The organism is Sorangium sp. So ce295 (genome assembly GCF_051527405.1).
GTDB lineage: Bacteria > Myxococcota_A > Polyangia > Polyangiales > Polyangiaceae > Sorangium > Sorangium cellulosum_B.
In genome coordinates this window covers 6,205,998-6,220,123 of sequence record NZ_CP150324.1, presented here as the reverse complement: position 1 = coordinate 6,220,123, position 14,126 = coordinate 6,205,998, and the positions used below count along the sequence as shown (strand labels likewise).

11 protein-coding genes and 1 pseudogene are annotated in these 14,126 nt (G+C 72.8%); 2 read left to right on the top strand and 10 right to left on the bottom strand.

The genetic code is table 11. The annotated features are described in order from the left end of the window. Positions 1 to 278 precede the first annotated feature (278 nt). From WMF11_RS23455 to WMF11_RS23415, 9 genes and pseudogenes are all read right to left on the bottom strand, one after another. On the bottom strand, positions 279 to 1,034 hold the full coding sequence (locus tag WMF11_RS23455) for an RHS repeat-associated core domain-containing protein (protein ID WP_437978989.1): 756 nt from the start codon (positions 1,032 to 1,034) through the stop codon (positions 279 to 281). Next, positions 1,031 to 1,489: a hypothetical protein gene (locus WMF11_RS23450; protein WP_437979440.1), complete on the bottom strand. Its 459-nt coding sequence runs from the start codon at positions 1,487 to 1,489 to the stop codon at positions 1,031 to 1,033. Before WMF11_RS23450 ends, WMF11_RS23455 begins: the two co-directional genes overlap by 4 nt. Positions 1,490 to 2,042: 553 nt before the next feature. After that, positions 2,043 to 2,216 (bottom strand): annotated as a pseudogene (locus WMF11_RS23445) (DUF6531 domain-containing protein); the annotation flags it as partial. 97 nt (positions 2,217 to 2,313) lie between these two features. Continuing rightward, complete coding sequence (locus tag WMF11_RS23440; protein WP_437978988.1) at positions 2,314 to 2,472, bottom strand: hypothetical protein; 159 nt, start codon at positions 2,470 to 2,472, stop codon at positions 2,314 to 2,316. Between the two features lie 135 nt (positions 2,473 to 2,607). Continuing rightward, positions 2,608 to 3,495: a hypothetical protein gene (locus WMF11_RS23435; protein ID WP_437554925.1), complete on the bottom strand. Its 888-nt coding sequence runs from the start codon at positions 3,493 to 3,495 to the stop codon at positions 2,608 to 2,610. Positions 3,496 to 4,023: 528 nt separating this feature from the next. After that, positions 4,024 to 5,025 carry a hypothetical protein gene (locus WMF11_RS23430; RefSeq protein ID WP_437719089.1) on the bottom strand — a complete coding sequence of 334 codons (1,002 nt, stop codon included), beginning with the start codon at positions 5,023 to 5,025 and terminating at the stop codon, positions 4,024 to 4,026. Then, entirely contained in the window at positions 5,022 to 6,035 is a 1,014-nt protein-coding gene (mvaD, locus tag WMF11_RS23425; protein ID WP_437910664.1) for a diphosphomevalonate decarboxylase, read from the bottom strand. The genes WMF11_RS23430 and mvaD overlap by 4 nt, the downstream gene beginning before the upstream one ends. Further along, positions 6,032 to 7,042, bottom strand: a complete 1,011-nt coding sequence (gene mvk, locus WMF11_RS23420; RefSeq protein WP_437978987.1) for a mevalonate kinase — start codon at positions 7,040 to 7,042, stop codon at positions 6,032 to 6,034. The genes mvaD and mvk overlap by 4 nt, the downstream gene beginning before the upstream one ends. Further along, positions 7,039 to 8,151 carry a polyprenyl synthetase family protein gene (locus WMF11_RS23415; protein ID WP_437978986.1) on the bottom strand — a complete coding sequence of 371 codons (1,113 nt, stop codon included), beginning with the start codon at positions 8,149 to 8,151 and terminating at the stop codon, positions 7,039 to 7,041. Before WMF11_RS23415 ends, mvk begins: the two co-directional genes overlap by 4 nt. 229 nt (positions 8,152 to 8,380) lie before the next feature. On the opposite strand from WMF11_RS23415, the gene WMF11_RS23410 reads away from it, so the two are divergent. Next, on the top strand, positions 8,381 to 10,333 hold the full coding sequence (locus tag WMF11_RS23410; protein WP_437978985.1) for a DUF6345 domain-containing protein: 1,953 nt from the start codon (positions 8,381 to 8,383) through the stop codon (positions 10,331 to 10,333). A 170-nt stretch (positions 10,334 to 10,503) separates the two neighbouring features. Here the strand turns inward: WMF11_RS23410 and WMF11_RS23405 are convergent, their stop codons facing one another. Further along, the gene (locus WMF11_RS23405) at positions 10,504 to 13,236 is read right to left on the bottom strand and encodes a protein kinase domain-containing protein (RefSeq protein WP_437978984.1); all 2,733 of its coding nucleotides are present in this window, start codon (positions 13,234 to 13,236) and stop codon (positions 10,504 to 10,506) included. A 146-nt stretch (positions 13,237 to 13,382) separates the two neighbouring features. Here WMF11_RS23405 and WMF11_RS23400 point away from each other — a divergent pair, with 146 nt between their 5' ends. Further along, the gene (locus WMF11_RS23400) at positions 13,383 to 13,937 is read left to right on the top strand and encodes a GNAT family N-acetyltransferase (RefSeq protein ID WP_437978983.1); all 555 of its coding nucleotides are present in this window, start codon (positions 13,383 to 13,385) and stop codon (positions 13,935 to 13,937) included. The last annotated feature ends 189 nt before the right edge of the window (positions 13,938 to 14,126 follow it).

Below are 14,126 nucleotides of genomic sequence, written 5' to 3'. Positions count from 1 at the left end.
TGCCGCCATAGAGAGAGCCCATCGCGCGAGCACCTCGGTGCGCCTCTTCTGATCTGCGCCGACGACGAGTGCACAGCTCGGCCCTTCCGCGAACCACCGCTCGAGCGCCGTGAGGAGATCGGCGTCTTGCTCGGAAGCGGACCGGGCCAGGACATCTTCAGGGAGGCATCGCCAGAACTCGGCCAGACCAGCGTGCGACCGCGCGTACCCACCGTCCGGGCCACGCAGTCGATCCACAGCACCTCTAGGAGGCTTTGGGCCGTCAATCATTCGATCGCTCATCGTCGTCTCTTTCGTGCCTGCTGCAGTACCCCCTTGGAGACAGGGGTGTAGGTCGTTTCGCCGTCCCAAGGTTTGATTTTCTCGGCCTTCCTCGGCGCATGTCCTATGATGCCCTTCGTGATCCCCATGTCGTTGAACATCTTCTTGCACGCTGGACAGGGATCGGCGCCGTAGCGGATGCCCGATTTGTAGTCGTCCCTGGTCCCTTCATAGGTCTCGATGGTGTAGCCCTCCTCATTGAACAGCTTCGCGATGTCCTCCTTCTTCGTTTCGGGCCCCATCTTGTGAGCGAGGCTCGTGAGCGCCGTAATTTCTGCGCATGAAGTCCGTGCGCTCGTCGCGCCACGGTGGGGTTGAACACCGCTGCCGCCGACGCCGCCACCCGGAATATCCTGGTTGTGCCCCTCAGCGACCACGTTGCCCCGCGCGTCCTTGATGACGGAGTACATCAGCCCGTCGGGGTCGACGGCGGACGTGGGGCAGTTGGCGGCGTAGGCGAACGGGTTGAGCCCGCCCTCGAGGCCGATGGGGTCGGGGCTGATGTACCGGCCCAGCTTCGGGTCGTAGTAGCGATGGCGGTTGTAGAACAGCCCGGTCTCCTCGTCGGCATACTGGCCGCGGAAGCGGATGGGCGTGCTCGTCGAGGCGCCGTCTGCCACGGCGGCCGCGCCCCACGGGGAGCGCAGGAGCTCGCAGCCGAGCCGGCCGTCCGGGCCCACGAGCGCCTCCGGGGCGCCGGAGTCGTCGTTCACGTAATGCCACCAAGGCGACACCGTGCGCACGCCGCCCTCCGTGCGCGCGTCGCGGTGCGCGAACGGGATCGTCGCGCCTTGCTCGAAGACGTAGGTGCGCTCCTCGACGACGGGCGCGCCGCCGGGCGCCCGGCGACCTCGCCCGTGAGGCGGTAGTCGATCCGCACGTCGGCGCGCTCGCCCGCGACGTGCTGCTCTTCACGCACGATCCAGCCGTTCGGGTTGCGCTGGAACACGAACAGCCCGGCAGGGCACGCCGCAGCCACGATGTCTCCGTTCTCGTCGTGCTCGAACGACTCCTCCGTCCCGTCGGCGAACACCCGCCGCACGAGCCGCCCGGCGGCGTCGCGCTCGTACTCCGTGCGCTCGCCCAGGCCGTTCCTCGACCACACGACGCGGCCCATGGCGTCGTGACCGTAGCGCGTGACGCGCCCGTCGAACGCGTGCTCCTCCACGACGAGCCCCGCATCGGCTCGCCGCGTCGTAGCGGAAGAAGAAGGTGAGGCCGGTCGGGGCCGTGGTGGACGTCAGCAGGTTTCGCTCGTCGTACGCGTATGTCGTGAGCTCGCCATCGGCGTCCTCTGCGCCGGTCAGCCGCCCGTGCGCGTCGTAGGAGTACCGGACGAAGGGGACCCACCGCCCCTGTTCGAGCGCGTTCTTCGCCTCCAGAGCGGCAATATGGCCATCGCGCCCGCGGACGACGCGGACGACCCGTCCGGCGGCGTCGGTCACCTGGACGAGATGGCCTTGCTCGTGGTCCAAGACGATGCGGTTGCCCCAGCGATCGGCGATCGCCGAGAGGCGGGAGGTCATGCCGTCGTCCGACGGCACCTGAACCTCGAAAAGGAAGCGCGGACCGTCCGGTAGATCGAGCCGGAACCCGAGGCCCTCGCGGTGCAGGAGCCAGCCATGGGGGCCGAGCACGCCGGCGCCCGGTTCGAGCTTGCCGAAATCGTGCTCCACGCCGTCGGACGTGATGACGCGGACCGACCTCCGGCGCTCGATCACCTGCCACGCGAGTGAGAAGGTCCACCCCGGTCCGAGGCCGACGTCGCGGTCGCGCGACGTGCTGGAGTACGTGCGCTCGATCCGGAGCGGCAGCGGGCTCGGAAGAAAGAGGTCGACGGCGGGCAACGTGAACACGCGGCCGGACACGACGTCGACCGGATCGCCGCGCGACATGGTGCCGCTCGTACCGGGCCCGTGGTGGTTGGGGCAGCCGCCGCCGTCGGTCGAGCCGGTGCCGCACGACCCCGCGCTCTTCCCGCCGCCGTCAGCGTCACTGCCACCGGCCCTTCCCGTCGGCTCCCCGCGCGCCTGTCGAACCGCCGCCGCCTTTCCCCCCGGACCCGTCGCCGCCTCCTCCTCCGCCCATCACGAAGACTCCCGGATTCATGCCGGGGATCGCGGGGATGTTCGGCACAGGCGCTGTTCGCATCCGGCCATGCTCGACGGCGCGACGCGAAAGTACAACGGAGTTTGCGACGCGGCGAACGCAGGACGCAGCGCGCGCTCCCCCGGCTCCCCGCGTCGCCGAGCGATCGCGCGCGCCAGCGCCGAAGGCCCGCGCCCCTCAACGCGCGACGAGGCGCATCGGGGGGCGGCTGTGCTGGATGTGCTCGGTCTCGAGCTCCTCGAGCTCGAACGCCCTGTCCATGTCCATGTCGAGCTCCGCGAGCTCACGCTGCGTGCTCTCGCCGTTGTCGAGATCGTCGAGCTCGCGCATGAACCTGTCGATCTCCACGCACGTCGCGGGCGAATCCACGGGCGTCATCGACTGCTCGTGCATGAGCTGGATGAGCTCCAGGATGGTGGCGAGCTTCTGCGACACGACCTCCAGCCCATCGCGGGTCTGGCTCCAGCACTCGGCGCGCCGGTAGGCGATCGAGAGGCGCCGCTCGGACAGCCCGCGGGTCCGCCCCGCGGACGTGCTCCGGACCGCCTCGAGCGAGCGGATCGTGTCCATGAGCTCGCCGTGGTTGGTCATCGCGAGCGACTCCTGGCCGGCCTTGTGCGCGATCGCGAGCCGGATGTAGCTCATGATGAGGCGGCTCAGGCCGAAGCCCTCGTCGAGCAGGGGCGGGATCGATCCGCCGCGGCGCCGGATGTTCTCGCGGGTGCGATCGATGAGCCGGTCGAGGCGCGCGAGCTCCTGCTGGTGCCGGATGTCCATCTGCCGGATCAACGACTCGCGCGCCCGCGACCAGGCCGCCCGATCCACCTCGTCGAGCTGCGCGTCGATGCTGCGCCGGAAGAAGCCGCGCCAGGGGACGACGCACAGGATCACGAGCTCCGCCCCGAGCCCGAGCAGCAGGAGCAGCGGGCTCCAGCCGATGAAGCTCAGGAGGAGCGCGCTCCCCACGACGAGCAGGTTGTACGGGTGGACCAGCACCCGCCCCAGGTACGTGCTCGCGGTGCGCCTCCGCAGCGGTGCGACCTGGACGCCGAACGCTGCCAGCATGGCCCTCGACTCGGCCATGCTGGCGCCAAGCACATCCTCCAATCGGCAAAGCTCTCGATCGCACGTCGTCATGGAGCCCCCCTCCTCACCTGGTCCTCTGGTCCTCGTGCCACCTCACCCCGTTCACCACCCCCCGCGCCCGAGCCGCGACCGACGGTCGGCGGTCCGGCGCGCCTGCGCGCGCCCCCGCGCCGATGCATCAGCGCGCTGTGAACGCAGGTCACGCCCGCCGAGCCCGCGCCGGCAGCCTCCTGCCCGCGGAGCCCGCCTTGGAGGACCGGGCGCCCACCGCGCTCATCGGCCGTCCAGGCGGTATCACCATGAAAACTCAAGCTTTCACGGCGGCGCTGCAGCATCGCCGGCTCCACGAAGTCCATGCTTTCCCTGCTGTTCGCGTCCCGAAGGCCTCATGAAGGACCGCGGTGCGTCGCCCGAGCGCAGCGCCGCGGTCGATCCGGGAGCGAGCAGAGCGGGCTCCGTGCCAAGCGCTCCGGCACCGCGCGGCGCACGATCGGCGAGGGGACGCGCTCAGGCAGGGAGCGGAGGGGCTGCGTCCAGCACGTGGACGCCGGGGGCGCCGAGCGACATCGGCACGCGCTCGAGGCCGGCTTCACGCGCCGCGGCAAGCCATGCCGTCGAGGGCGGCGCGCCGCCGACGAAGAGGGAGACGTCGCCTCCGCCCGCGCCGCTCGGCGCGATCGCTGCGCCTTCGGCGGCCGCGGCAGGGCGGAGGCGCCTGAGCGCGGGGGTGACGATCGGCGCGCCCGAACGGTCGCCGAGCTCGGCGAGCGCGTCGACCTGCCGATCCAGCGCGGCCACGAGCGCGCGAGCGTCCGCGGCCTCGATCGCGGCGCGCGCCCCCTCGGCGGCCGCGCCGAGCAGCGCGCGGTGCGCCTCGGGCTCGCGGGCGGCGAGCGCGCGCACGCGCTCGAGCATGGCGCTCGTGCGCGCCGAGGCGTCGCTGGCGAAGACCTCGATCACGAGCCCGCCCGGCAGGGCGTGCGGCGCCACGTCGAGCTCGCCGCCCGGCCCGAGCCGGCAGCAGAGCACGCCGCCGTAGACGCTCGCCGCGACGTCCACGCCGCTGCCTCCGCCCTGCGCGCGCCGGTGCGCCGCGAGCGCGTCGAGGAAGAGCGCGCGCGGGTCCCACGCGGGCGCGCGCCGGTCCTCGGTGGACGCGCGCGCCGCCCGCGCCTCCGAGGCCGCCGCGGCGCGCGCGGCGAGCGTCGCGACGAGGATGGCGGCGCTCGATCCGAGGCCCAGCTTGCGGCTCGCCTCGCGGGGCGGCGCGCCCGGCGAGGCCAGAGGCGGCTCCGGCGCCGCCGAGCGGAGCGCGGACGCGTCGAACCACGCCGCCGCGTCGAGCGCGCCGGCGTCGATCGCGGCCTGGACCTCCTCGGTGACGAGCGCGGCGGGCCGCGCCGGGTCGGCGAGGACGTACCGATCGACGGCGGCCACGAGCGCGGGCGCGCCCTCGAGCACGGCGTAGGCGCCCGAGAGGACAAGCTTGCCAGGCGCCCGGACGATCACGCGCCCCCGGAACCGGAAGAGGGCGCGAGGCGGGCTCCGCCGCCGGGGACGGCCGTGATGGTGCGGAGGACGCCTGGTACGGCGAGCAGCGCCGCGCCCACGGCGGCCTGCGCCTCGGGCGTCGTGAAGACCTTCACGTGCGGGCCGGCGTCGATGGTGAAGAACGCCGGCGTCCCCTGGGCGCGGAGCCTCCGCACCGCGGCGATCACCTCGACGGTGGCGCCGGTCCAGTAGAGCAGGCCCGGCGAGGCGGCGATGCTCGAGGCGTGCATGCACAGGGCGCTCGCCTCGGCCGCGGCGCCGAGCGCGGCGAGGTCGCGCGCGAGGACCGCTGCGCGGACCGCGTCGAAGAGCGACGGCGCCGCGTCCACCCACGCGGGGAAGTACGGGCTCGTCATCGCGGTGTGCCGCATGCCGTCGCTGGAGCCCACGTCCTTCGGGCCCTCGCGCGTCACCGCGATCACGACCGCGAGCGGCCAGTGGTCCTCGGGCGCGAGCGGCGTCGCGGCGAGCGCCTCGTCCCCGGGGCGGCCGGCGCGGAGCTCGACGAAGCCGCCGAACGCGGAGCGCGCGGCCGAGACCGAGGTCTTCCTCGCGAGATCGCTCACCAGCGCAGGCGCGGTGGGCAGGCCCGCGGCGGCGCTCGCGGCGAGCGCGAGCGCGGCGAACGCCGACGCGCTCGAGGCGAGGCCCGCCGCGGTGGGGAAGTCGTTCCGGCTGACCACGCGGGCGCGCTCGCGCCGCCCCGAGGCGGCGCGGACCCGGTCGAGGAGGCCGGCGACCCGGCGCGTCGCCTCCGCGTCCGGCGGCAAGGCCGCGCCGCCGAGGTGGAGCTCGTCGCGGTCGAGCGACGCGTCGAAGGCGACCTCGGTCGTCGTCTCCATCCCGGCGAGCGTCACCGAGAGGCTCGGGACGGCGGGCAGGTTGTGGCCATCGGCCCGCTTGCCCCAGTACTTCGCGAGGGCGATGTTCGGATGGGCGATCGCGGTCGCCCGGCTCACGACGCTCATGCTTGCTCCTGTGGCTCCGTCCTCGTCACGCCCGCCTTCACCCGGGTGACGAAGCCGCTGTACCCCGCGTCGCGCCAGGCGGCGAGCACGCGGTCCGCGGCGCTGTTCGACGCCGCCGCCCCGCCGTCGCCCGGCGGAGGCGGCGGGAGCAGCGCGATGACCGAGCCGCCGCCGCCGGCGCCGGTGAGCTTGGCGCCGAGCGCGCCGGCCTCGCGCGCCAGCTTGCACAGGGCCTCGATCGCCTCGGTCGAGACGAACATGCCGGCGAGGAGCATCTGGTTCAGGTCCATCAGCCGGCCGAGCGCGACCGCGTCGCCCGCCTCGATCGCGAGGGCGGCGTTCTCGACGAGCGCGGTGATGCCCGCGATGGACGTCGCGGCCAGCGTGGGCTTGCGCTCGAAGAGCCTCGCCACGAGCTCGACCATGCTGCGCGTGGACGACGACACCCCGGTCGAGCCCACGCAGAGCCACAGGTCGTCGCGCGGGGCGACGGGGGTGGCGCCGTGCGCCCGGGTGAAGCGGAAGCAGCCGCCGCGGGCCGCGGCTGTGGTGTCGATGCCCGACGGGTTGCCGTGGAACACGCGCTCCCAGGCGGCGGCGGCGTCGGTCACGGCGGCGGCGTCGGCCGCGGTTTCGGCCGCGGTCCGCGCCGCGGCCGCGGGCGCGCGCGCGAGCGCGGCCACCGACCTGGCGATCGCGACCCCGAGCGCGGCCGAGCTGCCCAGGCCGCCGCCGGGCGGCAGATCGCTCTCGGCCTCGACGCGCACCGGGCCGACGTCGGGCAGCGCCCCGAGGAGCGCCGCGAACGCCCGCGCGACGTCTTCCTCGGCCGACGCCGCGCGGAGCTCGCGCCCGCCCAGCCGGAGGGCGCTCGCGCCGGAGCAGCGGGTCGCCCGTGCGCGGGCGCCGCGCTCGATGCCGGCGGCGAGCGCTGGCGCCCCGTACACGACGGCGTGCTCGCCGAGCAGGATGACCTTGCCGGACGCCTCGCCGAGCGCCTCGGTCATGCGCCGGTCCACCGGAGCGCGCTCGCGGCCCCGCACAGGATCTGCCGCGCCGACGCGCTCACGGGCAGCGAGCGCGCGAGGACCTCGGCCTCGCCGCACAGGGCGGAGAGCCGCTCCTCGACCGCGCGCCGCGCGCCGCACGCCTCGAGCGCGAGCGTCGCGGCCGCCACGGCGTCGTCGCTCGCTTCCTTGCGGCCGAGCGCGCGCTCGACGGCGCTCCGGCCCGCGGCGTCGAGGCGCCCCTCGGCCGCGGCCAGCACGGCGGTGCGCTTGCCGGCGCGCAGGTCGTTGCCGACCGGCTTGCCGGTCGCGGCGGCGCTCCCGAAGGTGCCGAGGAGGTCGTCGCGCAGCTGGAAGGCGACGCCCACGGGCGCCGCGAACCGCTCGAGCGCCGCCACGGTCTCGGCCGGCGCGCCGGCCAGCGTGGCGCCGAGCGCGAGCGGGCCGCGCACCGTGTAGCTGCCGGTCTTGAGCGCGTGCATCTGCTCGACGTCCTCGGCCCGGCCGACGACGTCGAGGTGCTGCCCGATCACGACGTCCTCGTGCATCTTGCAGAACAGCCGGACGGCCGCGAGCGTCGTCGCCGGCGGCGCGTCCGCGCCCGCGAGCGTGCTCAGCGCGAAGCTCCAGGTGAGGTCGCCCGCGAGGATCGCGGACGAGGCCCCGAGGTGCGGATCGCCGAGCGTCTCGCTCAGCGCGACGTGGACGGTGCGGTCTCCGCGCCGGACGGTGTCGCCGTCGATCCAGTCGTCCTGGATGAGCAGGTACGTCTGGAGCAGCTCGAGCGCGACGCCGGCGTCGATCGCGGGGCCGAGCGGCGCGTCCGGCGCGACGCCCTGGTAGGCGGCGACGAGCAGCCCCGCGCGGAACCGCTTGCCGCCGCGCAGGGTGAGGCTCCGCGCCTCGGAGACCATGGCCTCGACCTCGCGGCCGTAGCGCTGCACGGAGGCCGCCTTGTCGCGCCAGCGCTGATCGAGCGCGGCGTCGACGCGGGGGCGGATCGAGGAGAGAAAGTCGAGGAACAGGCGGGCGCCGGGATCCGCTGTCCCTTCGAGCGTCCGATCGCCGGCGCCGGGCGCGCTCTCTCCGTCCTTCGTGTGCGCTGTCATGGAATGCGCGGCAGCCTAGGAGCCGGACGCGAGGCGGTCAATCTCGGCCGAGAGCGGCCGGAGCCCGGAGAGTCGCGCCGCGGAGCGGCGCGGCCGAGGTGGCTTGGGTCGTGCAATGCGAGGTGCTCGCGTCGCGGGCCGCGAGCGCCGCGCGGAGGCTCCCTGCGAGATCGCTCGTGCGGAGTCGCGCGCCGAGCCTCGCCGTGGCCGCAGGGAAAGGGGGACTTTGATGAAGAGATCACCGGATGGGGTGCTGGGCGTCTTTCTCCTCGTGGCCCTCGGCGTCGTCGGGTGCGGCGGTCGCGACGCCCGCGAGGCTCTCCCGGAGAGCGCCGATCGCGGCGTGTTCCGCGCGGCGTCGCCTGCCGCGGGGTCGCCTGGCAGGGAGACGCGATTGCTGCCCGCATACCGCGTGATCGGCGGCGGCGCCGACGTCGCGCGGGCGTCGGCGCTCGCCGGCGCGCTCGGGCTCGCGGAGGATCCCGCGCGGGGGGGCGCCGCCGCGCTCGTGGCCGGCGGCGCGATCCGCTACCTCGACAGCGCGCGATTCCAGCGCTTGCCCACGAGGAAGGCCGACGCGCCGCCCGCGCCCGGGTTCCGCGACGAGCGCGGCTTCGAGACGTCGGCGGGCGATGACGCCCTGGATTTCGAGGCGCTCGCGGCGCTGCGCGTCCTGCCGGAGCCGGACGCGGCGGCGCGGGCGTGGGCCGCGCTGGACGCCGCGGGCTTGCCGGTCGGGAGCGAGTTGGCCGTCGGCCACTCGCTGCTCGAGGCGGTCGACGCGGAGGGCCGAACTGTGGCGCGGGCCGAGCTCGACACGCAGGTGAGCTTTCGCGACGAGCTCGAGGGGATCCGGCTGATCGGCCCCGGGGCCAAGGTCCGGGTGACGTTCGACGGCGAGGGCGCCGTGACGCATCTGATCTACGCGCGGCGCGAGCTCGCGCGAGGGGAGGACGTCGCGATCGTCTCCGCCGCCGAGGCCCCCGCGCTGTGCGCCGGCGCGCTGGGCGGCGGCGCGGTGATCGCGGCCGAGCCGGAGCTCGTCTATTACGCGCCGCCGCTGTCCCGCGAGGTACGGCGGATCCTGCCCCATTACGTGTGCAGCGCACGGCGGACGGTCGGCGGGGAGGTGATGGACGTCCGCAAGAGGATCGTGCCGGCCGTCATAGACGCTCCGAGGGCCGAGATCTCGGTGCGTGTGGACGGCGCGACCGCGCTCGCGGAGGCGAGCGTCACCGGCGGTGCTGCGCCATACACGTACAGGTGGGTATCGTCGGCGCGCTCGCTCGACGTGCTCGACGAAGGGCGCGAAGGCGGCGCGCGGGTGAAGGTGTCTGGCGTCTCTGGTCTTCGCGGGGAGACGGAGACGCTCTCGCTCTATGTCACGGACGCCGACGGTCTGGTCGCGACGGCGGCGCAGCGGCTCTCGTTCGGCCGTGCGTCGGCGGGGCTCGGCGCGGCGCGCCCGCCGCTCCCGCCGCCGGTCGACGATGGCCGCGCGGTGGTCGGCGCCGAGTGGGTCGGGCTCTGCGGCGGCCTGGATCACTCGGCGGCGAACGTCGATGGGCTGATGAAGAGCTTCCGGGAGGGGGGAATCGAGTCTCGCTTCAACTGGGGCGATCAGCGCGCGTGGGAGGTCGATTTCAAGGATCCGGCGCTGGGCGGCCAGGACGCGTCGTTCGCGGATTCGGTGGATCTCACCTTCTACACGGGGCACGCGAACGGCGTCGGGTTCATGTTCTGCAGCGCGATGAACGACCGGGTCCTTCATTTCAACGACGCCCGGTGGGGCAACGCCAACCTGGAGTGGATGGTGGTGGCCGCCTGCGGCCCGCTCCAGGACGACGGCGGCGCGTGGCGCTACCGGTGGGCGGGCGCGTTCGATGGGCTGCACCTTTTGCTCGGCTATGCGACGGAGTCGTTCGACGACACGACCGAGGGATCGATGTTCGCGCGTTACCTGCTCGACGACGCCAGCCCGGCGCCGGTGCGGCAGGCGTGGGTGACGACGGCGATCGAGGTCCAGCCGGACGACGAGGTGATCTACGCGGTGATGGGGGCATACGGGCAGGGGTGGACGGTGCCCAACTACGATGACCATTTCTGGGGGAAGGGCCCGGTCGGGCCGGATCTGGCGGGGGCCGCGAGGATCGGGTTCTGGCGGATCTCCGGGCCGACCTAAGACTATGCGAGAGGTTCGTCGCGGAAAGCGAGGAACCGCCAAGAGTCGCCATAAGACGCCAAAAAATAATGAAAAATCTTGGCGTCTTATGGCGACTCTTGGCGTCTTATGGCGTCCTCGCGGTGCCATCATTCCGGCAGGCTAAGCCGGCAAGCCGGCGTCAGCTCCCCTCAGTACCCGAGCCACTTCGCGTCGAGCTCGATCGAGCAGTGATCGACGAACCGAAACCCGACGCCACCCCCGTCCGCGGCCCCGATCGTGTACACCGACTCGTTCGCCTGAGGCCGGTGGTCCGTCGCGCTGAACGAGATCGGCCCCGCCGTCATCCCGTCGAGCACCACGTTCTGGAAGCCCTCGAGCGCGGCCTTCAGGTCCTCTCCGGTCGGGTGCGTGCGGCCGGCGTCGATGGCCCGCTCGACGGCCTTGCGCCACATGAGCGCCGCGGCGTGGCCTTGGACGTAGGGCTGGTCCTGGTACAGCTCCAGCGGGTGGCCGTCCTTCTCCCGGTAGGCCCTGTGGATCCGCAGCATCTCCGCCATCCCGCTCGAGTGCTGGGTGTCGCCGTAGACGGGCACGGGGAACAGCCCATAAAAGATCCCCGCGCAGTCGGCCCCGCAGATCGCCAGTGTCCTCTCGCCGATACCCCAGTTGTTCGCCATCACGCGCAGCTGCCAGCGGTTCTTCTCCTGCCCCGGGAACGCCTGATGGATGAGCTTCTGCGCCGCGGCCGCGCCCTTCCCGACGAAGGACGAGGAGAGGACGCTGTTGCCGGCCCAGAACCAGCTCGCCGGCACATACGACGGGTCCGCTCGCTTCTTCTCGATCTCCCGCTTCACATAGCCGATCACCGCGTCGACGATGCGCCCCTCATCCTCGAGGGACGACGTCTGCGGGACGATGAGATCCTGGCCGAGCAGCATCCCGGGCAGCTCCTCCACGTAGGCCTTGCCCGCGGCGAGCGGATCGACGCAGTAAAGACACTTGTCTATCGTGTCGTGCACCATCGCGATGCGCCCGGGCGCGATCTTCCAGGCCGCCTTGATGCCGATGCGGATCGCTGTCGAGTAGTCCGTGGCCGGAAAGAAGATGTAGGGATATCCAGGGCTCGTCTTGTGCTCTGTCGCGGAGGCGCTCTGGCCCAGGGCGTTGAACTCGGCGTGGGACACGTCCGCCGAGATCGGCACCGGCGTGGCGAGCGAGCCGGCGTACGAGCCGGGAATGATGAGCTTCTTCTCCTCCGTGAGCCTCGGGGCCACGCGGGTCGTCGGCCCGGTGCCGAACACGAACAGCGTGGAGACCTCGCTCCACCCGGGCTGCCGCCGCCACGCCTCGATGACCTCCTCCGTCCTGGCGGGGTCGTACTGCGCGTCCCTCATGTCGACGTCGATGGGACAGCCCCGGAGCCCTCCCTGACTGTCGTTCAGGTGACGCAGGTAGTCGTAGACCCCGTAGTTGTAGGGCGGCGAGATGTCGGTGGCAGTCCCCGTGTCGCCGGTCGTGATCCGGACGCGGAGCACCCCGGTGCAGCGAGGGCCGGCGTCCGGCTCGACGAGCACGGCCGCGGCGGAGCCGGCAGCGGGCGGCTGCCCACCAGGGCGGCGCGTCGAGAACGCCGCGGCCGCGACCAGCACGGCCGCGCCGAGCGCCCCGATCCAGTAGCTGCGCTGCTGGGGCGCGGCGGCCGTGCGGAGGTTCGACTTCAGGCTCGTCGAGTCCGAGGCGGAGCGCCCTGGGCCCGGCGTCCCCGAGGTCCTCTGCCCGAGCTCCTCGTCGAGGGCGATCACGGGCTGAATGCGCCTCCCTTCTGCGCCCTCGAAATGGCTCACGCGAGAGGGGCGGGGCTCGACGGGCACGCTCGGGCGGTCCACGCCCTGCGCGCTCTGATCGAGGTACGCCTTGACCTGCCGCTGCATGCTCGCCCGGCGCTCCGCGAACACCCCCAGCATGCTCGCGCCGATCTCGTCGGACCCGACGTCCTCGCCCGCCGCGCGCAGGTAGTCCTCGAGCGCCGCGCGCATCTCCTGCGCGGTCGCGAACCGCTTCGCCGGATCGCGGTCGAGCGCCCGCGTCACGATGGCGTCGAGGGCCGGGGGGACGTCCGGCCGGAGGAGCGAGGGCCTCGGGATCTCGTCCACGGCCGCCAGCTTCCAGAGCGCGCTCACGGCGTCGCCCCCGAAGAGCCGCTCCCGCGTGAGGAGCTCCCAGAGCACGATCCCCGCGACGAAGATGTCGGCCCGCCGATCGGTCGACCCGCTGCCGACGGCCTGCTCCGGCGCCATGTACGACGTCTTGCCCTTCAGCTTCCCGGTCTCGGTGAGGTCGGTGTTGATCGACGCCTTGGCGATGCCGAAATCGAGCAGCTTCACCGCGCCGTCGTACGTGACGAAGATGTTGTGCGGGGAGACGTCGCGGTGGACGATGCCGAGCGGCGCGCCGTCGTAATCGCGGAGCTCGTGCGCGTAGTGGAGGCCGCTCAGGAGGTCGGCCACGATCCTCACCCAGACGCCGCGCGTGAAGCCCGCCGCGCCCGGCTCCCCCTCGGCCACCGCCCGCATGAGCGCGCTGAGCGGCTGGCCCTCCAGGTACTCCATCACGGTGAAGTAGCCGGCGTCGTCGTGGTCGACCTCGTAGGTCTGGACGATGTTGGGATGGTTGAGGCGGGCGGACAGCTTCGCCTCGTCCAGGAACATGGCGACGACCTTCTCGCCGTCCCCGCCCGCTCCGCCCACGCCGCGATGGCGCTTGACAACGACGAGCTTGTTGAAGGATCCCGGCCCGCGCGCGATCGCCAGGAACACGTCGCCCATCCCGCCCCGGCCGAGCTTCGCGATCAGCCGGTACTTGCCCATGATCGCCGCCTGGGTCGGCTCCGCGTCCGAGGTGTCTTGACCCGTGCCCACCATGTTACCGGCCGTCCTCAGGGGCGCGCCATGCTCCGAGCGGACTGGGTATATGAGCAAAGCCGGTTATCCTTGTCAACCGTCCCCGCGGGCGGGGCCACGGCAGGCTGCCGGGGTCTTGCGCGTCTTGCGCTAGCGCCCAGAGACCCATGCAAGAAAAGCATATTTACCATCGAGACGAGCTCCCCGACGCCTTCCGGTGGCAGGCCGTGTCGTTCATGCGGGCGGCGTGGCCGTCGATATTCACGGGTCCACTCCGGCTGCTCAAGCACACGTATCCGTCTGACATCGGCACGGCGCACTTCACGATCAGCGAGGAGGAGGTGCTGCTCAGCTACGCTTCGGTGATGCGCCTCTCGCTGACCCACGCGGGGGAGGAGCACGTCGTCTATGGCCTGGGCAACGTCTTCACGTCCCCGCCCTACCGGGGCGAAGGCCACGGGCGGCAGGTCGTGGAGATGGCGACGCGCTTCCTCCAGGACAGCGACGCCGATGTCGCCGCGCTGTTCTGCAACCCCAGCCTCGAGCGCTTCTACGCGGGATGCGGCTGGGAGGCGCCGCCCGGCGCGATCACGCGCATCGGCACGCCGGAGCGCCACTCCGAGTACAAGGAGCTCAGGATGATGCTGTTCCTCTCGGAGAAGGGGCGTCGCGCCCGGGCGGCGTTCGCGCGGGAACCGCTGTACGTGGCGTGGCCATGGTGAGCACCGGCGCGTAGGCACGCACCGGGGGCATGGGCGGGCGGCGCGGCTGCCCGCGAGGCAGCCCTCGGGGCCAACCGCTGGACGGATTTCGGTCGGATTTCGGGCGGATCGACGACCCAGCGCGCGGCGCAGGGCTCGCCCCGCGGGCGCACCTGGTGCGCGCAGCGCTGCTGTAGCGATCGGGCTCAG